Annotated in this window: 17 protein-coding genes; 10 read left to right on the top strand and 7 right to left on the bottom strand. The window is 66.8% G+C overall.

From position 1 onward, the window contains the following. Genes AC5P7X_RS14060 through AC5P7X_RS14040 form a run of 5 tightly spaced genes read left to right on the top strand, consistent with a single transcriptional unit; the run spans position 1 to position 7,103 of the window. Positions 1–1,341, top strand: a complete 1,341-nt coding sequence (locus AC5P7X_RS14060) for a sugar ABC transporter substrate-binding protein (protein WP_053497855.1) — start codon at positions 1–3, stop codon at positions 1,339–1,341. Beyond that, positions 1,338–2,219, top strand: a complete 882-nt coding sequence (locus AC5P7X_RS14055; protein ID WP_005410323.1) for a carbohydrate ABC transporter permease — start codon at positions 1,338–1,340, stop codon at positions 2,217–2,219. Before AC5P7X_RS14060 ends, AC5P7X_RS14055 begins: the two co-directional genes overlap by 4 nt. Then, complete coding sequence (locus tag AC5P7X_RS14050) at positions 2,216–3,052, top strand: carbohydrate ABC transporter permease (RefSeq protein ID WP_005417620.1); 837 nt, start codon at positions 2,216–2,218, stop codon at positions 3,050–3,052. Before AC5P7X_RS14055 ends, AC5P7X_RS14050 begins: the two co-directional genes overlap by 4 nt. Next, positions 3,049–6,216: a discoidin domain-containing protein gene (locus AC5P7X_RS14045; RefSeq protein ID WP_134955420.1), complete on the top strand. Its 3,168-nt coding sequence runs from the start codon at positions 3,049–3,051 to the stop codon at positions 6,214–6,216. Before AC5P7X_RS14050 ends, AC5P7X_RS14045 begins: the two co-directional genes overlap by 4 nt. Before the next feature lie 2 nt (positions 6,217–6,218). Next, positions 6,219–7,103, top strand: coding sequence for an endonuclease/exonuclease/phosphatase family protein (locus AC5P7X_RS14040; protein ID WP_329842331.1), 885 nt, complete (start codon positions 6,219–6,221; stop codon positions 7,101–7,103). Positions 7,104–7,270: 167 nt separating this feature from the next. Here AC5P7X_RS14040 and rne read toward each other — a convergent pair whose 3' ends face one another. Continuing rightward, complete coding sequence (rne, locus tag AC5P7X_RS14035; RefSeq protein ID WP_329842330.1) at positions 7,271–10,543, bottom strand: ribonuclease E; 3,273 nt, start codon at positions 10,541–10,543, stop codon at positions 7,271–7,273. 408 nt (positions 10,544–10,951) lie between these two features. On the opposite strand from rne, the gene AC5P7X_RS14030 reads away from it, so the two are divergent. Beyond that, positions 10,952–11,926: an RluA family pseudouridine synthase gene (locus AC5P7X_RS14030; RefSeq protein WP_188248810.1), complete on the top strand. Its 975-nt coding sequence runs from the start codon at positions 10,952–10,954 to the stop codon at positions 11,924–11,926. Positions 11,927–12,273: 347 nt separating this feature from the next. On the opposite strand, the gene zupT is transcribed toward AC5P7X_RS14030, so the two are convergent. The 3 genes from zupT to AC5P7X_RS14015 all read right to left on the bottom strand — a co-directional run bounded on the left by zupT (position 12,274) and on the right by AC5P7X_RS14015 (position 13,945). Further along, the gene (zupT, locus tag AC5P7X_RS14025) at positions 12,274–13,083 is read right to left on the bottom strand and encodes a zinc transporter ZupT (protein WP_329842328.1); all 810 of its coding nucleotides are present in this window, start codon (positions 13,081–13,083) and stop codon (positions 12,274–12,276) included. A 98-nt stretch (positions 13,084–13,181) separates the two neighbouring features. Then, the gene (locus AC5P7X_RS14020; protein ID WP_495215042.1) at positions 13,182–13,598 is read right to left on the bottom strand and encodes an energy transducer TonB; all 417 of its coding nucleotides are present in this window, start codon (positions 13,596–13,598) and stop codon (positions 13,182–13,184) included. Beyond that, positions 13,595–13,945 carry a 4a-hydroxytetrahydrobiopterin dehydratase gene (locus tag AC5P7X_RS14015; protein WP_021203009.1) on the bottom strand — a complete coding sequence of 117 codons (351 nt, stop codon included), beginning with the start codon at positions 13,943–13,945 and terminating at the stop codon, positions 13,595–13,597. The genes AC5P7X_RS14020 and AC5P7X_RS14015 overlap by 4 nt, the downstream gene beginning before the upstream one ends. A 90-nt stretch (positions 13,946–14,035) precedes the next feature. Here AC5P7X_RS14015 and AC5P7X_RS14010 point away from each other — a divergent pair, with 90 nt between their 5' ends. Both AC5P7X_RS14010 and AC5P7X_RS14005 read left to right on the top strand, forming a co-directional pair. Continuing rightward, positions 14,036–14,635, top strand: a complete 600-nt coding sequence (locus AC5P7X_RS14010) for an NfuA family Fe-S biogenesis protein (RefSeq protein ID WP_049417239.1) — start codon at positions 14,036–14,038, stop codon at positions 14,633–14,635. A gap of 10 nt (positions 14,636–14,645) precedes the next feature. Continuing rightward, positions 14,646–16,403 (top strand): dermokine domain-containing protein, encoded by a 1,758-nt coding sequence (locus AC5P7X_RS14005; protein WP_111200748.1) that lies wholly within the window; start codon positions 14,646–14,648, stop codon positions 16,401–16,403. 132 nt (positions 16,404–16,535) lie between these two features. On the opposite strand, the gene AC5P7X_RS14000 is transcribed toward AC5P7X_RS14005, so the two are convergent. After that, on the bottom strand, positions 16,536–16,949 hold the full coding sequence (locus AC5P7X_RS14000) for a barstar family protein (RefSeq protein WP_171957288.1): 414 nt from the start codon (positions 16,947–16,949) through the stop codon (positions 16,536–16,538). Next, on the bottom strand, positions 16,949–17,398 hold the full coding sequence (locus tag AC5P7X_RS13995) for a guanyl-specific ribonuclease (protein WP_495215040.1): 450 nt from the start codon (positions 17,396–17,398) through the stop codon (positions 16,949–16,951). Before AC5P7X_RS13995 ends, AC5P7X_RS14000 begins: the two co-directional genes overlap by 1 nt. A 219-nt stretch (positions 17,399–17,617) precedes the next feature. Here AC5P7X_RS13995 and AC5P7X_RS13990 point away from each other — a divergent pair, with 219 nt between their 5' ends. After that, positions 17,618–18,229: a superoxide dismutase gene (locus AC5P7X_RS13990; RefSeq protein WP_005410310.1), complete on the top strand. Its 612-nt coding sequence runs from the start codon at positions 17,618–17,620 to the stop codon at positions 18,227–18,229. Positions 18,230–18,360: 131 nt separating this feature from the next. On the opposite strand, the gene AC5P7X_RS13985 is transcribed toward AC5P7X_RS13990, so the two are convergent. Then, positions 18,361–19,206, bottom strand: a complete 846-nt coding sequence (locus AC5P7X_RS13985) for an endonuclease/exonuclease/phosphatase family protein (RefSeq protein WP_032954310.1) — start codon at positions 19,204–19,206, stop codon at positions 18,361–18,363. A gap of 162 nt (positions 19,207–19,368) precedes the next feature. On the opposite strand from AC5P7X_RS13985, the gene AC5P7X_RS13980 reads away from it, so the two are divergent. Beyond that, positions 19,369–20,934, top strand: coding sequence for a POT-type proton-dependent oligopeptide transporter (locus AC5P7X_RS13980; protein WP_206620004.1), 1,566 nt, complete (start codon positions 19,369–19,371; stop codon positions 20,932–20,934). Position 20,935 lies beyond the last annotated feature (1 nt).

The following is a 20,935-nucleotide window of genomic DNA, read 5'->3' as shown; positions in this document are numbered from 1 at the left end:
ATGCCGAACTGGATCGACCGCCTGCGCCGCTGGGCGCTGCCTGCCCTGGCCGCCCTGGCCGTGGCCGGCTGCGCCCGCACCGAACCGGGCACCACCACCGTGCGCTTCTGGGCGATGGGCCGCGAAGCCGAGGTGGTCAGCGAGCTGATCCACGAGTTCGAGGCCGAAAATCCCGGCATCAAGGTGGATGTGCAGAACATCCCGTGGACCGCCGCGCACGAAAAGCTGCTGACCGCGTTCGCTGCCGACGGACTGCCGGACGTGTGCCAGCTCGGCAATACCTGGGTGCCGGAGTTCGCCGAACTCGATGCATTGACCCCGCTGCAGCCGTTCGTGCAGCGCTCCACCGTGGTCGACCCGAAAGATTACTTCCAGGGCATCTGGGACACCAACGTGATCCACGGTGAGCTGGTCGGCGTGCCGTGGTACGTCGATACGCGCCTGATCTACTACCGCAAGGACCTGCTGGCCAAGGCCGGCTACGACCACCCTCCGCGCACGTGGCCGGAGTGGGAGGAGCAGATGGCGGCGATCAAGCGCATGCAGGGCCCGAACCGCTACGCGGTGCTGATGCCGATCAATGAGTTCGAGCAGCAGCTGTCGCTGGCCCTGCAGCAGCCCGATCCGCTGCTGCGCGACGACGATACCCGCGGTAATTTCGCCAGCCCGGGGTTCCGCCGCACGCTGTCCTTCTACGCCAACATGTTCGAGCAGGGCTGGGCGCCGAAGATGTCCGAGACACAGATCTCCAACGTCTGGGATGAATTCTTCCGCGGCTTCAACGTGTTCTACATCTCCGGTCCCTGGAACATCCGCGAGTTCAAGAAACTGCAGCCGAAGGAACTGGAAGGACAGTGGGGCACCGCTGCGCTGCCGGGGCCGGACGGTCCGGGCGCGGGCATCGCCGGTGGCACCAGCCTGGTGATCTTCCGCAAATCGCAGCAGAAGGAGGCGTCCTGGAAGCTGATCGAATTCCTGTCGCGCCCGGAAATCCAGGCACGCTTCCATTCGATCATCGGCGATCTGCCGCCGCGCCGCAGTGCCTGGAACGCGCCGTCGCTGGCCAACGATCCACTGGCCGCCGCGTTCCGTGATCAGCTGGAGCGGGTCAAGCCGACGCCGAAGGTGCTCGAATGGGAGCGCATCGTGCAGGAAATGCGCATTGTCACCGAGAAGGTCGTGCGCGGTGGCCTGCCGCAGGACAAGGCCGTGGCCGAACTGGACCAGCGCGTGGACAAGGTGCTGGCCAAGCGCCGCTGGATGCATGAACAACAACGCCTGCAGGAGCGCGCGCCGTCGCCGCGCTCGAGCAGCGCAGTGGCCGCCGGGAGCGCGCAATGAAACGTACTTCGCTGGCCGGCTGGATCTTCGCCGGCCCCTCGCTGATCGTGCTGGGCGTGTTCTTCGGCCTGCCGGTCGCCTCGGCGCTGGCGCTGAGCGTGACTGACTTCGACCTCTATGCACTGGCCGACAGCAGCAACCTGCGCTTCGTCGGCCTGGGGAACTACATCGACCTGCTGCAGACGCCGATGTTCTGGAAGTCGCTGTGGAACACCACCTACTTCGTGTTGATCGGCGTACCGTTGTCGATCGGCGTGTCGCTGGGCGCGGCCATGCTGCTCAACGCACCGGCCGCGCGCTTCAAGGCGCTGTTCCGTACGGCACTGTTCGCGCCGGTGGTGACCACGCTGGTGGCGGTGGCGGTGATCTGGCGCTACCTGTTCCATACCAGCTATGGCCTGGTGAACTACGGGCTGGGCCACCTGGGTATCAGTCCGATCGACTGGCTGGGTGATCCCAACTGGGCAATGCCGACCATCATGCTGTTCGCGGTGTGGAAGAACTTCGGTTACAACATGGTGATCTTCCTCGCCGGCCTGCAGGCGATCCCGCATGACCTGTACGAAGCCGCGCGCATCGACGGTGCTTCGCGCTGGAAGCAGTTCCTGCACATCACCCTGCCGATGCTCGGCCCGGTACTGCTGGTGGTCGGGGTGATCACCGTGTCCGGCTACTTCCAGCTGTTCGCCGAGCCGTACGTCATGACCCGCGGCGATCCACTGCAGAGCACCGTCAGCGTGCTGTATTTCATGTTCGAGGAAGGCTTCAAGTGGTGGAACCTGGGACGCGCATCGGCTGTAGCGTTCCTGCTGTTCCTGATCATCCTGGCGGTGACCACCGTGATGCTGCGTTTCGGTCGCAAGAGGCAGTTGGTATGAGTCGTGAAATCGGCCAGTCGCGCTGGTATCCGTGGATGATCAATGGTGCGCTGCTGGTGCTGGCCCTGGTCAGCCTTGCACCGCTGCTGTGGATGCTCTCGGTCTCGTTCATGCCGCAGGGCGAGGCCAGTCATTTCCCGCCGCCACTGCTGCCTTCGAGCATCACCACGCACAACTACCACGAGCTGTTCGCGCGCACCGGCATGGGCGGCAACTTCGCCAACAGCCTGCTGGTGTCGCTGGCTATCACGCTGGGTTCGCTGCTGCTCAACACCATGGCCGGCTACGCCTTCGCCAAGCTCAACTTCGTCGGCCGCGAGCGCCTGTTCCAGGTGCTGATGGCAGCGCTGGTGATTCCGGCGCAGGTGGCGATGCTGCCGCTGTTCCTGCTGATGAAGCAGCTGGGCCTGGTCAACAGCTTTGGCGGAGTGATCGTGCCGGCGCTGGCCAGCGTGTTCGGCATCTTCCTGGTGCGCCAGTACGCGCGTTCGATCCCGGACGAGCTGCTTGAAGCGGCGCGCATCGACGGCGCGGGGGAGCTGCGCATCTTCTTCCAGATCGTGCTGCCGATGCTCAAGCCGGTACTGGTGACCCTGGCGATCTTCACCTTCATGGGTGCATGGAACGATTTCATGTGGCCGCTGATCGTGTTGACCGACCAGGAGCACTACACTTTGCCGGTGGCGCTGGCCACCCTCTCGCGCGAGCACATCATGGACGTGGAAATGATGATGGCTGGCGCGGTCGTCACCGTGGTTCCGGTGCTGGCACTGTTCCTGGTGCTGCAGCGTTACTACATCCAAGGTCTGTTGCTGGGGAGCGTCAAGGGATGAAGCGAGCGATCGCCGTTGGACTGGGCCTGTTGTGGACTTCCCTGGCGATCGCCGCACCACCGGCACTGCCGGCGCCGAAGGTACTGGACGATTTCGACGACATCGGCGCCTGGAAGCTGGTGCTGTCCGACCAGGTCAGCGGTTCGCTGCGGCCGGTGAGCGGTGCCGGTGGCGGCCGCGCGCTGTGCCTGGACTACGATTTCCACAAGGTGTCGGGCTACGTCGGCATCCGCCGCGCGCTGGGCATCGAGTACCCGGCCAACTACCGCTTCGGCTTCCAGCTGCGGGGAGATTCGCCGGGCAACGACCTGCAGTTCAAGCTGATCGATGCCAGCGGCGATAATGTCTGGTGGGTCAATCGCCCGGGCTACAGCTTCCCCAAGGCGTGGACGCCGGTCGAATACCGCCGTCGCCAGATCGACAAGGCGTGGGGGCCGTCGCCGGAGAAGGAGATGGCGCGCAGCGCTGCGGTCGAGTTCACGATCTACAGCAAGGTCGGCGGCCGCGGCACGGTGTGCTTCGACAAGCTGACCCTGCAGGGCCTGCCGCCGCAGGATGATTCGGCGCTGGTGCCATCGGTGATCGCCGACACCGCCACCGCGCTGCAGGACCGGATGATTGACGGAAAGAGCGATACGTTCTGGATCAGTGGCGGGGTCAAGCAGCAGACCATCAGCCTGGACCTGCACAAGAGCCGCGAGATCGGCGGTGCGGTGATTGACTGGCTGCCGAACCTGGAAGCCAATCGCTACACCGTGCGTACGTCCGAGGATGGCCGGGACTGGCGCACCGTGCGCGAGGTGGCCGGCGGTGCGGGCGGCCGCGACTGGCTGGCGCTGCCGGATACCGACGCGCGCTACGTGCGCTTCGATCTGCACGATGGCCCGAACTGGCGCTATGGCATCCGTGACATCACGCTCAAGCCGCTGGCGTTCGCGGCCACGCCGAACGCATTCCTGTCCTCGGTGGCGGCCGACCTGCCGCGCGGCTCGCTGCCGCGCGCATATGTGGGCGAACAGCCGTACTGGACCCTGCTTGGCCTCGATGGCGGCCAGGAGCAGGCACTGATCAGCGAGGACGGTGCGCTGGAACCGGCCAAGGGCAGTTTCAGCATCGAGCCGTTCATCCGCGTGGACGGCAAGTTGCTGGACTGGTCGAAGGTGGCCATCACCCAGTCGCTGCAGGATCGCTACCTGCCCATCGCCAATGTCGACTGGGTGCACGAGAAGGCAGGCCTGGCGGTAACCAGCTTCGTGCAGGGCACGCCGGAGCGCGCGCAGCTGATCGGTCGCTACCGGTTGAGCAATCCGGACAAGGTGGCGCACGAGTACACCCTGGCGCTGGCGATCCGGCCGTGGCAGGTGAACCCGCCGACCCAGTTCCTCAACACCGTCGGCGGCTTCAGCCGCATCGATGCGCTGGATGTGGGCGAACAGCTGGTGCGCATCAACGGTGAGCCGCGCATCTATCCGTTGCAGGTGCCGGATGCGCGCTTCGCCAGCACGTTCGATGGCAAGCTCGACGCGATGCATCTGGCCTCCGGGAAATACCCGGCCAGCACGGCGGTGAAGGACAGCACCGGCATGGCGTCCGGTGCGCTGCTGTATACGATCAGGCTGGAGCCTGGCCAGAGCCGAGAAGTGGCGGTGGTGTTGCCACAGACCGGAGGCTGGGCGCCGCAGGCGCTGGATGTGGCCAAGGCGCAGGCGCAGGTCGCAGAGCAGTGGCGGCAGAAGCTGGGGGTGGTCTCGTTGCAGGTACCGGCTGCGGGCCAGGCACTGGTCGATACCCTGCGCACCGCCGTGGCGCACATGCTGATCTCGCGGGTCGGCCCGCGACTGCAGCCGGGCACGCGCTCGTACGCGCGCAGCTGGATCCGCGATGGCGCGATGATTTCCGAGGGCCTTCTGCGCATGGGGCGCAGTGATGCGGTGCGTGATTACATCAACTGGTATGCGCCCTATCAGTTCGAGAATGGCAAGGTGCCGTGCTGTGTCGATGCACGTGGCAGCGATCCGGTGCCGGAGAACGACAGCCATGGCGAGCTGATCTACAGCATTGCCGAATATGGGCGCTATACCGGTGACAGCACCTTCGCCGAACTGATGTGGCCGCATGTGCAGGGCGCCTACAACTACATGGAGCAACTGCGCGCCAGCGAGCGCACGGACGAGAATCGGGCGCGCAATCCGGCGTTCTACGGGATGATGCCGGCCTCGATCAGCCATGAAGGCTATTCGGCCAAGCCGATGCATTCGTACTGGGACAATTTCTGGGCGTTGCGCGGCTACAAGGATGCGGCATCGCTGGCGGCCCAGCTGGGCAAGGTCGAAGCCATGCAGATTGCCGAATCGCGTGACCAGTTCCGTGATGACCTGCAGGCCTCGCTGCTGTCGGCGATGCAGCAGCACAACATCGATTACCTGCCGGGCTCGGCCGAGCTGGGCGATTTCGATGCGACCTCGACCACCATCGCGCTGGCTCCGGGCGGTGAACAGGGGCGCCTTCCGCAGCAGGCGCTCGATGCCACTTTCGAGCGCTACTGGAAGGAATTCGTGGCCCGTCGGGACGGCAAGCGCGAGTGGAAGGACTACACGCCCTACGAGTGGCGCAACGTGGCCGCCTTCGTCCGCCTTGGCTGGCGCGATCGCGCCTGGCAGGCGACTGAGTTCTTCTTCAAAGACCGTGCGCCGCAGGCCTGGAACCAGTGGGCCGAAGTGGTCTCGCGCACGCCGCGCAAGCCGTTCTTCGTCGGTGACCTGCCGCACGCCTGGGTCGCTTCGGACTTCGTGCGCTCGGCCCTGGACATGTTCGCCTACAGCCGTGACATGGACGATGCGCTGGTGTTGGCCGCCGGCATTCCGACCGCCTGGCTGCAGGGCGACGGCATCGCTGTGCAGGGCCTGCGCACGCCGCAGGGCCAGCTCAACTACCGCCTGCAGCGCAGCGACAAGCAGCTGGTGCTGGAGGTGCAGCCGGGCCTGGTGCCACCGGTCGGTGGCGTGGTCTTGCCGTGGCCGTACGCCGGTGATCCGGGCGAGGCGACCATCAACGGCGAAGCGGCCGAATGGACCGACAGGGAACTGCACGTGCACCAGCTGCCGGCGCGGGTCGAGATCGATGTACCGGGCGCGGTGCGCCGCGCCGAGCGCAAGGGGCAGTAACGATGAAGCAGCAGGGGGGAAGGGTGCGCACGGCCGTGCGTGCCCTGGGACTGGCCATTGCATTGGCATTGCCGGGTGCCGTGATGGCAGCCGTGCCAACCGCCGCGACAGCGGCTGACATCGCCAGCGCACCAGGCATGAGCATGGTGACCTTCAACCTGCATCACGACCGCGAGGACTGGCCGAGCCGCCGCCGCACCATCCTGGCCGAGCTCAAGCGCCTGCAGCCGGATGCGGTTGCCCTGCAGGAGGTGATCCAGCGCCGCAACGTGCGCAACCAGGCGCAGTGGCTGGCCAGCCAACTCGGCTACAAGTACGTGTTCGTGTCCACCGATCCGGTGGGTGCGCCGAAACGTTACGGCAATGCGCTGCTGACCCGGCGGCCGATCCTCGCCCAGGGCGAGCACCTGCTACAGCCGCTGGACGACTACCGGACGGTCGCCCATCTGCGCATCAATGTGGACGGCAAGGCGGTCAACGTCTATGCCACCCACTTCAACGAGCGCAGCGACGAAAATGGCCAGCGCATCCGTCGCACCCAGGTCGAGGACCTGCTGCGCTTCATCGCCAGCACCTCAGCCGGCGTACCGGTGGTGATCGCGGGCGACTTCAACGCGCTGGTCGATGCCAGTGACCTGAGCGAGCTGCGCAGCCATTACGGTGACAGCTACGGCAGCGTGCACGTCAACACCGACCTGGCCGGGGTCAGTACGCTGAACAGGCACTACTACCCGGTGGCCTCGCGGATCGACCACATCTTCTTCCAGCAGGACGCGATGGTCGCACGTGAGGCCAAGCTCCTGTTCGACCAGCCCGATGACAGCGGTCGCTGGGCCTCGGACCATTATGGCGTGTGGACCCGCCTGCAATTCGCTCCGGCGCACTGATGTCCTGGTAGGTGCCACCTTTGGTTGGCACGGACGTGTCCGCGTTCGCTCCAACAACGGCGCCGACCAGGGTTGGCCTCTACCAGAGCGCTGCACGCGCCCGGCGCACAAACAGAAACGGCGGGGATCATCGATCCCCGCCGTTCTTTCACGCGATCAAAGCGCGATCAGTTCGCCGGCGGCGTGCGCTTGGCGCCTTCTTCGCCTTCTTCGTCGGCCTTGGCTTCGGCCGCCTGGGCTGCCGCATCGGCGTGGCCATCGGCGACCGGATCGATCGACGGTGTCACCACTGCATCGGCGACCGGGGCCGCAGCTTCCACCGGTGCCGCTTCAACTGCCACCGGCGCGACCGGCTGTTCGGCGACCGGTGCAGTCTCGACGACCGGTTTGGCTTCAACCGCAGGAGCGGCTTCCGCCACCGGGGCAGCCTCAACGGCCAGCGGCTTGGCTTCGACCGCCGGAGCGGCTTCAGCGATCTCCGGCTTCGATTCCACGACCGCAGCAGCCTCGGCCTCGGCCACGGCCGACTTCACTTCGAGCACCGCAGTGGCTTCAGCGACCGGGGCAGCCTCAACCACCACCGGCTTCGCTTCGACGGCCGGGGCTGCCGCTACCACTGGCTGGGCCGGGGTCGCAGCGTCGATGGCATCAAGCATGCTGGTCTGCACCGGCGACGCCGCCGGTTCGGCCTTGGCGACGGCTTCGACCGGAGCCTGTACCTTCGCCACGACCGGTGCAGGAGCGTCGATCACGGCGCTGCTCACCACTGCGACCGGCGCGGCGACAGCAGCGGCGGCGGCGCGGACCGGCTTCTCGGCTTCGGCAGCGGTCGGTTCGGCTTCGTCATCGAATTCGAACTCCGGCTGCGAACGCGCCGGCTGTGCCGCGGCCACCGGAGTGGTCCCGGCAACGCTGTCGTTGCTCTGCCCGGCGACATCAGCGGCATCGGTGTCATCACCGTCGTCCGCGTCGTCCTGATCATCGCCCAGGCCATCGCTGCCGGCAGCGTTCTCGGCGCCACCACGACGGCGGCGACGGCCACCACGACGGCCACGGCGGCGGCGGGTTGCGCCTTCACCGGCCTGCTCGCCGTTGGCGTCGAGGGCAGCCTCTTCACCGGTCACGGCAATCGCCTCGGCCTCATTGCCGGCGTTGGCAGTGCTGTCGGCCGGTGCAGTGACTTCCGCCGGAGCGGAGGCAGCCGGTGCAACCGGCGCAGTGGCTTCCTGCGCGGTCACGACATTGGCAGCGACGGCCGTAGCGGCTACGGCTGCCGCCACGGCCTCGGCCGGCAACTCGGCGGCGCTGCGCTGCGGCTTTTCGGCCGGCTTGTCACCGTCCTGCTGCTGGCGCGGCTGCTTGGGCTGCTTCAGCTTCGGCTGGTTCTGGCCCTGGCCCTGCTGCTCGTTGCGCGGCTTGTTCTGCTGCTGCGGCTGCTGCTGGCCATCCTTCTGCTGCGGCTCTTTCTGCCTGCCCTGCTGCGGCTGCTGCTGGGCATTGCCGTTGTTGCCGTTGCGGCCGTCCTTGTTGCGCTGCTCACCACGGTCCTTGCGGTTGCCGCCATCCTTCTGCTGCTGCGCGTTGCCGTTGCCACCGTTGCCACGGTTTTCGTCGCGACGGTCCTTGCGATCCTTGTTGCGATCCTTGTTGCGGTCCTTGCGACCACCGTCCTGCTGCTGGCGCGGAGCCGGGGCGGCCGGAGCCGGCGCCGGCGCCGGCTCGCCACCGAACACGCGCTTGAGCCAACCGATCACGCCGCCGCTCGAAGCCGGCGCCACGGGCGCTGCCACGACCGGAGCCGGAGCGGCTGCAGCCGGAGCCGCTTCCTCGCGCACCGGGGCGGGAGAGGTGTGCTTGACCTGGGTCACTGCCGGCGGCGGGATGTTCAGCTGGCCCTTGGTCAGGGCGTGCACCGGCAGCTTGCGCGGGGTGCCGCGCTGGTAGCTGGGCTTGCTGCTCTCTTCACCGAGCTCGTTCTCACGCAGGCGGGTGACCGCATAGTGCGGGGTGTGCAGCTGCTCGTCGGCGACGATCACGATCGGCGCTTCGTGGCGTTGCTCGATCTCGCGCAGGGCGCTGCGCTTCTCGTTCAACAGGTAGTTGGCGATCTCCACTGGCGCCTGGACCAGCACCTGCCCGGTGTTCTCCTTCATCGCGTGCTCTTCGGCGACGCGGATGATCGACAGCGACAGCGACTCGACGCTGCGCATGCGGCCGTGGCCGTCGCAACGCGGGCAGACGATCTGGCTGGATTCGCCCAGGCTCGGGCGCAGGCGCTGGCGGCTCATTTCCAGCAGGCCGAAGCGCGAGATGCGGCCGACCTGCACGCGGGCACGGTCGTACTTCAGCGCGTTGGCCAGGCGATTCTCGACCTCGCGCTGGTGCTTGTTGGAGGCCATGTCGATGAAGTCGATCACCACCAGGCCGCCCAGGTCGCGCAGGCGCAGTTGGCGAGCCACTTCCTCGGCCGCTTCCAGGTTGGTCTGGAACGCGGTGTCCTCGATGTCGCTGCCCTTGGTGGCGCGCGAGGAGTTCACGTCGACTGCGGTCAGTGCTTCGGTCTGGTCGACCACGATCGAGCCACCCGACGGCAGGCGCACGTTGCGCTCGTAGGCACCTTCGATCTGCGACTCGATCTGGAAGCGGTTGAACAGCGGGATGTCGTCCTTGTAGTGCTTGAGCTTGCGCAGGGTCTGCGGCATCACCTGCTGCATGAACTCGCGGGCGTGCTCGTACATCTCCTCGGTGTCCACCAGGATCTCGCCGATGTCGGCGCGCAGGTAGTCACGCAGGGCGCGCACGATCAGGCGTGATTCCTGGTAGATCAGGAACGGGGCCGGCTTGCTCAGTGCGGCTTCGGCGATGGCGCGCCAGACGTTGAGCAGGTAGTCCAGGTCCCACTGCAGCTCTTCCGCATCGCGACCGACGCCGGCGGTGCGGATGATCACCCCCATGTCGTCGGGAATGTTCAGCTTGTCCAGGGCCTCCTTCAGCGCGGCACGGTCTTCGCCCTCGATGCGGCGGGACACACCGCCGGCGCTGGGCGAGTTCGGCATCAGCACCATGTAGCGGCCGGCCAGCGAGATGAACGTGGTCAGGGCGGCGCCCTTGTTGCCACGCTCTTCCTTGTCGACCTGGACAACGATCTCCTGGCCTTCCTTCAGCAGCTCGCGGATACCGGCCTTGTTGTGGTCGACACCGGCCTGGAAGTAGTCGCGGGAAATCTCCTTCAGCGGCAGGAAGCCATGGCGGCCACCGCCATACTCGACGAAGGCGGCTTCCAGCGAGGGCTCGATGCGGAAGATCCGGCCCTTGTAGATGTTGGACTTCTTCTGTTCCTTCGACGGCTGTTCGATGTCGATGTCATACAACGACTGGCCATCCACGATGGCAACACGCAGCTCTTCAGCCTGCGTGGCGTTGATCAGCATTCGCTTCATTGTTGCGTTCCTCGCAAGCGGCTACCGCGCGGAACGCCATGGGGTTTCGCCTCTGGACACGGCTCGCCGCCCATTCGCGCAAGCGCGGGGAGGGCGGCTTGGGTTTCCAGCGCTACGACACCACGGCAGGCCGCGGGAGCGCTTCACTCTTATGGGTTTTTGGGTGTTGCAGGGCCGCAGGCAGCTGTCAGCCAGGCTGGAGCGCCACGCGGGACATGTTCAGCACGGTTGCGTGTCAGGCATCCGGCGATGGCCGGGAAGGCCGGTGAGCCGCTAACATGGCCGCCCCGCGGGCGGTGGTCGCGCACTGTGCCGGATTCGTCGGAAGCTGGGCTTCTGGCCCTGAGTAACTTCCAACGAAATCAATCCCTTATCTCGCCCCCCGAGTGTAACAGAATAAACAGCCTGATGACCGCCCAAGACCCGACCAAACCCGCTGGCGACAAGCCTTCCGTGCGCATGATCACCGTTCCCGCCGACCGCGCCGGCCAGCGCCTGGACAACTTCCTGCTCGGCCAGCTGAAGGGAGCCCCGCGCAGCCTGGTGTACAAGCTGGTGCGCAGTGGGCAGGTTCGGGTGAACGGCGGCCGCGCCAAGGCCGAGCGCAAGCTGGAGGCGGGCGATGAGGTGCGTGTGCCGCCGGTCCGTCTCAGCGAGGAAGGAGACAAGGCCGGTCCGCCGGAGGCGTTCATGCGCCGCCTGGAGCAGGCCATCGTCTTCGAGGACGCCCGGCTGCTGGCCCTGAACAAGCCCTCCGGCGTGGCCAGCCACGGCGGCAGCGGCATCAGCTTCGGTGCCATCGAGACCCTGCGCGCCTTGCGCCCGGGACAGACACTGGAGCTGGTCCATCGGCTGGATCGCGACACCTCGGGCCTGCTGATCGTGGCCAAGAAGCGTTCGGCACTGAGCGAACTGCAGGCGCTGTTGCGTGAAGACCACGGCGCCGGCATCCGCAAGCGCTATCTGACCCTGCTGGCCGGCCGCATGCCGGACGGTGTGATGACCGTCGACGCGCCGCTGCACGTGGGCCTGCGCCAGGGCGGCGAGCGCCATGTACAGGTCAATGCGATCGGCAAGGAATCGATCAGTCACTTCCGGGTGCTGGAGCGCCGCGGCGGCCATTCGTACTGCGAGGTGCGCATCGAAACCGGCCGCACCCATCAGATCCGCGTGCATGCCCAGCATCTGGGTCATCCGGTGGCCGGTGACGACAAATACGGCGATCCTGCGGTCAACAAGCGGCTTCGTGAGCAGATCGGGCTGAGGCGGCTGTTTCTGCACGCGGCCTCGCTGGAGTTTGCACTGGATGACGGCAAGAGTCCGTATGTGCTGAACGCGCCGCTGGCCGATGAGCTGGTCGAGGCGCTGGACCGGCTGCGCTGACGGCGGTTCGGCGGCGCCGGGTGCTTGGTCGGCGCCGTCGCTTCCCTGCGGAGAGTGGGCTTGTCGCTTTCTTTGCTCGTGCAAAGAAAGTAACCAAAGAAACACGCCGCCATCCGCGAGCCGGCGCCGCGCGCCGGTGCCCTGCGCTCCTCGGTCCGCCGAGGGACGGCGCGGAACTCGCTGCGCTCAGACACCCGCGCCTCTTCGCCCTCGCCGGACCTGCGGTGCTCGGCTCGCTACAAGGCGGACCCGGACATCCGCAGCGTAGGCCCATACCCGCCCGTGACCTCTCGATACTGTGGGACGTACCAGCCGCGAGGGGGCTCAGCCCGTTGGCTGCAAACCCCTCACCACTTGAACAGCACCAGGCTGATCGCCAGCGTGCCCATGCCCGCCACCAGCCCATAAACGGTCTCGTGGCCCTTCGCATAGCGCTTGGCGGCCGGCAGCAGTTCATCCAGTGCCAGGAACACCATCACGCCGGCAATCAGCCCGAACACCCAGCCGAAGGTGGCGTGCGAAAGCGACCCGGACAGCAACCAGTAGCCGAGCGCCGCGCCCACCGGCTCGGCCAGACCCGACAGCAGGCTGGCGCTGAATGCATAGGCCTTGTTCTGGGTGGCGAAGTACACCGGCACCGCGATCGCGATGCCCTCGGGGATGTTGTGGATGGCAATCGCAAAGGCCAGTGGCATGCCCACCGACGGGCTTTCCAGCGTGGCGAAGAAGGTCGCCAGCCCTTCCGGGAAATTGTGCGCGGTGATCGCGACGGAAGTCAGCAGCGCCACCCGCTTCAGGTACTCGCGGCTGTTCTCGCGGAACGCGGGATCCTGCTTGTCCAGGCTGTCATGCGGGTTGGGAATGAAGTGGTCGATCATCACGATCACGATCACGCCCAGCAGGAACGCGAGGGTGCCGTAGGTGAAACCGGTGCGCTCGCCATGGGCCAGTGCGAACGAAGCAATGGACTTGTTGAGTATTTCCGACAGCGACACATAGACCATCGCGCCGCCGGCGAAGGCCAGGCCGAAGGCCAGCAGGCGCGGGTTGGGGCGGCGCGAGAACAGCACCAGCAGGCTGCCGACCGCAGTGGCGAGGCCGGCCGCGAGGGTGACCGCCAGCGCAATCCAGATGTTTTCGGGGGGAATCTGCAGCATCTACCGACGCAGTCCTGGTCAACAGACAACCGCCCCGGACAGGACCGGGGCGGCGAGGGCGAGGCGGGCGCCGGCTGGCCTCGTCGGGTTGCGTGCGATCAGCCGCCGCGGCGCAGGCGCTCTTCAATGGCGAAGCACTGGTCCGGCTTCGGCTGCGGCGGGTTGAAGCTGACCGGCACCTGGATGGTGGCCGGCACCGGCTGGCCATTGCGTGTCGCGGCCTTGAACTGCCAGCCCTGCACGGCGGTTTTGGCCAGTTCGTCCAGCTGCGGGTTGCCCGCGCCAGTCAGCAGGGCGACCTCGCTCGGCTTGCCGTCGGTGCCGATGGTCACCTTGAACGTACTGGTGCCGCCCACGCCCATGCAGGCCAGTTCAAGCGGGTACTGCGGCGGCGGCGTCTTCACTGCTGCGACTTCGGTCGGCGGTGGCGGCGGTGGTGTCGGCGGTTCGGACGAGCCGCAGCCGGCCAGGCCGGTCGCAGCGATCAGGGACAGGCTCAGCAAGCGTACGTTCATGGCAGTTGCTCCGTCAGGGCCGAAGTCTTTGCCGCGCAGATGAAGTCGTTCTCGCTCAGACCGCCCACGTCATGGGTGGAAAAGCGCACGACCGCGCGGTCGTAGTGCACGCCCAGGTCCGGGTGGTGGTCCTCGCGATGGGCAATCCAGGCCAGCGCGTTCACGAAGGCCATGGTGGCGTAGTAATCCTTGAAGCGGAAGGTGCGCGTCAGGGCCTGCCCGCCCTCGCTCAGCTCCCAGCCGGGAACCTGCGGCAGCAGTTCGGCCAGGCGGGCTTCGCCGAGCTTGTGGTCGCTGCCTTTGCGTGGCACGCAACGGGCCTGGGCCAGTGGAATCAGGTCGGCCATGGGAATCTCCACCTCGTGTTGACTGAACAATGCGCCGGACGGTGTATAAACCGAATGAGCGGCTGACGCTTACTTGGCTAGAATAGCCTGATGATCCAGATCTCCGACACTGCCCAGACCCATTTCCGCAAGCTGATCGAACGCGAGGGCGTGCCTGGCATGGGCGTGCGCCTGAGCGCGGTCGACCCCGGTACCCCGCGCGCCGACGCCCGGCTGGAATTCGCCGAACCCACCGACCTGCTGGGCGACGAGTGGGCGGTGGACTGCGATGGCTTCACCCTCTATGTCGATGCCGGCAGCGTTGGCTGGCTCGACGGCGCAGAGATCGACATCGTCGCCGGCACCGCCGGTGCCCAGCAGTTGACCATCAAGGCGCCGCGCATCAAGGGTGAAGCGCCCGGTGATGCGGCCTCGCTGGTCGAGCGCGTGCACTGGGTGGTGGAGAACGAAGTCAATCCGCAGCTGGCCTCGCATGGCGGCAAGGTGGCCGTGCAGGAAGTCTCGGCCGACGGCGTGGTGCTGCTGCGCTTCGGTGGTGGCTGCCAGGGCTGCGGCATGGCCGACGTGACGCTCAAGCAGGGCATCGAAAAGACCCTGATGGGCCGCGTGCCGGGCGTGACCGCCGTGCGCGACGCGACCGACCACGACAGCGGCCACGCGCCGTACATTCCGCGCGACAACGTCGCCTGATCGCTGACGCGTGCCTCTGACCCGGGCCGAGCAACTCATCGATCTGCTGCTGGCCCGCCAGCAGCCCCGCGCCGTCCTTGAGAAGACCACGCGCCTGCCTTATGGCTGGGCGTTGTGGCTGCGCTCGCTGGGGCCGCTGCCGCGGCCGTTGCATGCCGGCGAAGTAATTGCGGTGTTGCTGCCGCGTCCGCTGCCCGGCCGGCCAGGCCAATCGCCGCAGCTGTCGCTGTGGCAAGCGTTGCGCCGTCTGTTCTGGCAGGACTGGGACGCTGCGCCGCGCGACCAGCGCTGGATGCGCTGGACCTCGGCACTGATCAGCGCACTGCTGCACCTGCTGTTCTTCATGCTGCTGCTGTGGGTGGCGGTGATCCGCACCACTGCGCCAGACGAAGAGGGTGCCGAGGGTGAGCGCGTGCAGGTGGAGTTCGTCGGCCGCGCGACCCAGGAAGGCGGGGGCGATCAGCCAGGCGCCGAAGTCGCTGCGGCCGCTGCGGCAGGTCGGGTTGCGACGGGGCAGCAGACGGGTGCCGCCACAGCTCCTGCCCCGCACCCGGCGGCTGCCGAAGCCGCCGCATCTTCCCCTGCATCCGCGCCGACCGCCAGTGTTCCTCCGCCGCCTGCCGAAGCCGAGCCGGCGCCGGTTGCCGCGCCGCCGCCTTCACCGGTCCAGGCCACCGAGGTGGCGCAGGCCAGCACGGATTTCGTGGTGCCGCCGGTCAGCGTGCCTCGAACCGAAGTCAGCGTCGTACCGCGTGACAGCACGCCCGTAGTGCGCGAGCGCAGCGTGCAGCCGGTGCAGGCGCCGCCGACGCCAAGCCAGATGCGCAGCCCGGAACTGGCCGTGCGCACGCCGCAGGTGCGTGACATCCAGGTGCGCGAACGCGAAGTCAGCATCGTCGAAGCGCCCGTCGCACCCAAACCGCTGCGCAGCCCTGAAATGCAGGTGCGCGTGCCACAGCAGGACGTGCAGGTGCGTGAACGTGAAGTGCAGGCCGTGGCCGATCCGCAGGTGCGGATGGCGGCGGTGGCCGGGCGTGAGCCCGCCGTACGCGCGCCCACCGGCCGTGATGTACAGGTGCGGGAGCGTGAAGTGGCCCCGGCACCGGCGGCGGCACCGGCATCCTCCAGTGGCAGTGCCTCCGTGACGCCTGCGGCTGCGGCGCAAGGCAGCGCGGCGCAGACGAGCAGCAGCACGCGTCCGTCGGCCTCCAGCAGCACGGCAAACGCCGGAGCGCGCCCGGCGCCCAATCCAGGCAACTGGGCCACGCCTGCCAAGGGCGACGACTGGGGTTCATCCAGCCGTAACCGTGACGGTGCCAGCAGTGGCGCCCGCCAGGCCAGCACTGCCGGCAAGGGCAATGGCCTGTTCAATGCCGATGGCAGCGTGCGCGTGCCGGGCCAGGACGGCGATGGCCACGCCGAGCGCGGTGCGCCCGGTGGCGCCAACGACGGCTGGAGCAAGGAGCGCATCGCGCAATCGGGCACATGGCTGAAACGTCCGCCGTACGACTACACGCCGACGTCGTTCGACAAGTACTGGGTGCCACAGGAATCGCTGCTGGCCGAATGGGTGCGCAAGGGCGTCAAGGCGATGGAGATTCCACTGCCGGGCACCAACACGAGGATTTCCTGCGTCATTTCGATCCTGCAGGCCGGCGGTGGCTGTGGCCTGACCAACCCCAACATGCAGGACCAGCCGGCCGTGGCACGGCCGCCGCCGGACATTCCGTTCAAGAAAGAACTGCAGGAAGATAACGGGAGCCGCTAGGACGGCGCATCCACGCATGGCGTGGATCTACTGTGCATCCAGCTGCGCCGGGTAGATCCACGCCATGCGTGGATGATCCATGCGGGGACACGCCCATGCCGACCAAGGTCGGCCTCTACCAGGGCGTTGCCCCTACGCGCTCTGTGACAGGAACACCCAGAACGGTACATCGCGACCGACCCAATCGCGGCTGGCTTCATCCATCACGTCCAGCAGGGTGTCGAAGTCCCTCTGTGCGTTGGCACGCAGTGCATCCACGTCGGCCAGGAACAGCGCGTAGCCGTTGGCCGGCAGCCATTGCAGATCACGCAGATTGTCTGACAGTGCATCCCAGTTGCCGCCGAAACCGGCCGGGAAATCCAGTTGCGCGGCGAGCCGGGCGAGCAGGGTGCGCTTGTCCGTCACGCCTTCCAGATCAATGCGGATCACCTTGAGGCTGGCATCGCGCATTGCTGCGGCCAGTGCGCCGATGTCATCGCTGTCGATGGCATAGACGCCGGCATTATTGATGTCGTGCAGGCCGAGGCCGAAATCATCGTGGCTCATCACTGCGCTCCTTGGGCCGGTACGGTGAAGCTGCGGAACGATTCGTAGTGGTCGTCGGTGTAGTACCACGCCTCCGGCGGATCGCCGCCGGTGACGATGCGGCGCGTGCCACGCGTGCGTGCGCCGGGGGTGTCGACGGTGTACTCGCGGTAGTAGCCACGCGGACGTTGCGGCAATTGCTGTTCACGGTTGCCGAAGGTGCTGCCGTCCTGGCGGTGCGGGAATGGACCGCCTCGTTGGATCAGGGCAATGGTCTGGCGTGCTTCGGTGGGCAGGAACGCGGGCAGGCCGTGGTCACCTGCACCGGGCGCGGCCGGCGCAGGCGCGGCGGGTGTGCCCTGCAGGTCCGGTGCGAACTGTGGCGTCGGCGGCCGCTGCAGGAAATGGTTGGCGAGCAGGCCGAGCAGCAGCAGGGCGATGGCGGTGATCAGCAGCCGGGGGTTGCGCATGGGCAGGGGCGGGCGAGGGTGGTGCACGCACTGTAGCGCCTGCGCGCTGCATGGCGCATGAGGAGGGTGCCGCGTCACTGCTGCGTAACAATTGCCGTCGTGCTCACTGGCAGGACGCAATTTCCTTTACATCCCCCTTGGTAATCTGCGGGTCTGTCCCCATCATTCACGGCGCACCGCCCGACATCGTCGGGTGCCCTCGCAATCAGGAGATGCATCATGGCCTACACCCTGCCCAAGCTGTCCTACGCCTACGACGCGCTGGAGCCGCATATCGATGCGGCAACGATGGAAATCCATCACACCAAGCATCACCAGACCTACATCAACAACGTCAACGCGGCGCTGGAAGGCACCGAATACGCTGACCTGCCGGTCGAAGAGCTGGTGAAGAAGCTCAAGTCGTTGCCGGAGAACCTGCAGGGTCCGGTGCGCAACAACGGTGGTGGCCATGCCAACCACTCGCTGTTCTGGACCGTGATGGCCCCGAACGCGGGCGGCAACCCGGTGGGTGACGTGGCCAAGGCCATCGACAAGGACCTGGGCGGTTTCGACAAGTTCAAGGATGCCTTCACCAAGGCGGCGCTGACCCGTTTCGGCAGTGGCTGGGCATGGCTGAGCGTGACCCCGGACAAGAAGGTCGTGGTCGAGAGCACCGGCAACCAGGACAGCCCGCTGATGGAAGGCAACACGCCGATCCTCGGCCTGGACGTTTGGGAGCACGCGTACTACCTGAAGTACCAGAACCGCCGCCCGGAATACATCGGCGCGTTCTTCAACGTCATCGACTGGAATGAAGTCGAGCGCCGTTACCAGGAAGCGATCGCCTGATTGCGGTGATGGGATGAGTGGGAAGGCCGGGGGAGACCCCGGCCTTTCCTGTTGCAGGATTCATTCGGTAGCGCCGGCCGCTGGCCCGCAATCGTGTGGTCCCCGGGGAGCCGGCCAGCGGCCGGCACGACCTATTCGGCAGTGGCCGTATCGTCCTGCAGGCGCAGGGTTGCCAACACGCCCAGGCGCAGTCCGGGCAGGTCGCCGTCGGCGGGCAGCAGGATCGGCTGCTGGCGGATGCCGCCGAAGTGCTTGACCTGGAACAGCACGTCCAAGCCGTGGCCACTGGCGCCGCCACCACTGGCTGCAGGCGGCTCGGCGCGGCCGCCGGGATTGCGCCGTGCCGGCTGGAAGCCGGGCGTGCTACGCACCAGCTCCACCGTGCTGGCCGAAAAGTCGCCCGCGATCAGGCTGGGCATGCCTTCGGCGGTGGCGCCGATCCAGGTCATCAGGTCGCTGGTCTGGTGTTGGCGGGCGGTGGCCTCGTCCGGGTCCGGGCGCAGCCGCGCCACATAGATGTTGACCAGCGCCTCGCCCAGCTTCAGCCGCATCATGCCGGCCGCACTGAAGGTGCCGGGAGGATGCAGCAGGGTCACGCCGTCCTCGCTCACCGGCAGCCGGGTCAGCATGGCGTTGCCATGCCGCAGTGGCTGGCTGGGTGGGTCGGCGGTGACGAAGTCGCAACTGTAGCGCAGCCGGCTGGCCAGCCAGCAGGCCGGGTTGCGGCCTTGCTGCTGCAGCACCTGCTGCACCGAGATCACGTCCGGCTGCAGGTCGGTCAGCAGTTGTGCGACCTGCTCGCGGCGTTGCTTCCATTGCGCGTCATCGCGGCTGGGCAACTCCAGCGCGGCCACGGTCAGCTGCCGGGGCGCGCTCTCACTGGCGGCGGCCGGCGCCTGCGGCCGCGCCTGTACCTGCAACGCCGGCAGCAGCACGAGACAGCTGAGCAGGAGGCGGGCGGGGGCGAGGGGGCGCATAACGATAAGTTTACGCTTTTGTCGTGCAGGTGCCGTGACTTCCGGCAGGGCCTGCACTGCCTGCCATGGATTGGCACCGTTGTCATGCAGCCCTGCAGCGTGCTTCGCAAGCCCCGGTTCCGGTAACCTTGCGCCTTTCGCTTTGCAGGAATGCCTTACAGGATGAGCCACGACGCAGTCGCCCCCATCGCCGGCCAAGGAAAGATGCCGCGCCAGATTCCGTACATCATCGGCAATGAGGCCTGCGAACGGTTCAGTTTCTACGGGATGCGCAACATCCTGGTGCAGTTCCTGATCACCTCGCTGCTGCTGCAGGAAATCACTGCGGAAGGCCGTGCCGGTGAAGCCAAGGACATCATGCACAGCTTCATGATCGGCGTGTATTTCTTCCCGCTGCTCGGTGGCTGGCTGGCCGACAGGTTCTTCGGCAAGTACCACACGATCCTCTGGTTCAGCCTGGTCTACTGCGCCGGCCACCTGTGCCTGGCGCTGTTCGAGAACAGCCGCGAGGGCTTCTTCCTCGGCCTGGGCCTGATCGCGCTGGGTGCCGGTGGCATCAAGCCGCTGGTGGCCTCGTTCATGGGCGACCAGTTCGACCAGAGCAACAAGCACCTGGCCAAGATCGTCTTCGACGCCTTCTACTGGATCATCAACTTCGGCTCGCTGTTCGCCTCGCTGCTGATCCCGCTGGTACTGAAGAACTGGGGGCCGCAGTGGGCGTTCGGTATCCCGGGCATCCTGATGTTCATTGCTACCTTCGTGTTCTGGCTGGGCCGCAAGCGCTACGTGCTGGTGCCGCTGCCGCCGAAGGATCCGCATTCGTTCGCCAACGTGGTGCGTACCGCGCTGACCACGCGCGTGGCCGGCCAGGGCCGTCCGGGCCTGGTGATCGCCGTGCTCGGCCTGGCGCTGGCTGCAGCCTCGTTCGGCCTGGTCGGCTCGCTGGGCATCGTGATCTGCCTGTGCCTGGCGCTGGTGTCGATCCTGGCGGGCATCGGTGGTGGCACCTGGCTGCAGCTCGATCGCGCCCGCGGCCAGCATCCGGCCGAAGCCGTGGAAGGCGTGCGCTCGGTGCTGCGCGTGCTGGTGATCTTCGCGCTGACCACGCCGTTCTTCTCGCTGTTCGACCAGAAGGCCTCGACCTGGGTCCTGCAGGGCCAGCAGATGCAGATGCCGAGCTGGTTCACCGCCTCGCAGATGCAGGCACTGAATCCGCTGCTGGTGATGATCCTGATTCCGTTCAACAACCTGGTGCTGTACCCGGCCCTGCGCCGCTTCGGCCTCGAGCCGACCGCGCTGCGCCGCATGACCGCCGGCATCGCCTTCAGCGGCCTGGCCTGGATCGTGGTCGGCGGCATCCAGGTGGTGATGGACGGCGGCAACGCCATGTCGATCTTCTGGCAGATGCTGCCGTATGCGCTGCTGACCTTCGGTGAGGTGCTGGTCTCGGCCACCGGCCTGGAGTTCGCCTACAGCCAGGCGCCGCAGGCGATGAAGGGCGTGGTGATGAGCTTCTGGAACCTGACCACCACCATCGGCAACCTGTGGGTGCTGCTGTCGAACGCTGCCGTGCGCAACGATGCCGTGACCCACAGGATCGCCAGTACGGGCCTGAGCGAAGCGGCGTTCCTGATGTTCTTCTTCGCCGGTTTCGCCTTCGTCGCGGCGTTGGCCTTCGGTTGGTACGCGAAACGCTATCGTATGGTCGACAACTACCGTAGCGCCTGAG

It is taken from the genome of Stenotrophomonas sp. YJH_SMC_53 (genome assembly GCF_059369995.1).
The sequence above is the reverse complement of the archived record's forward strand: the minus strand, read 5'-3'. Positions and strand labels throughout refer to the sequence as shown.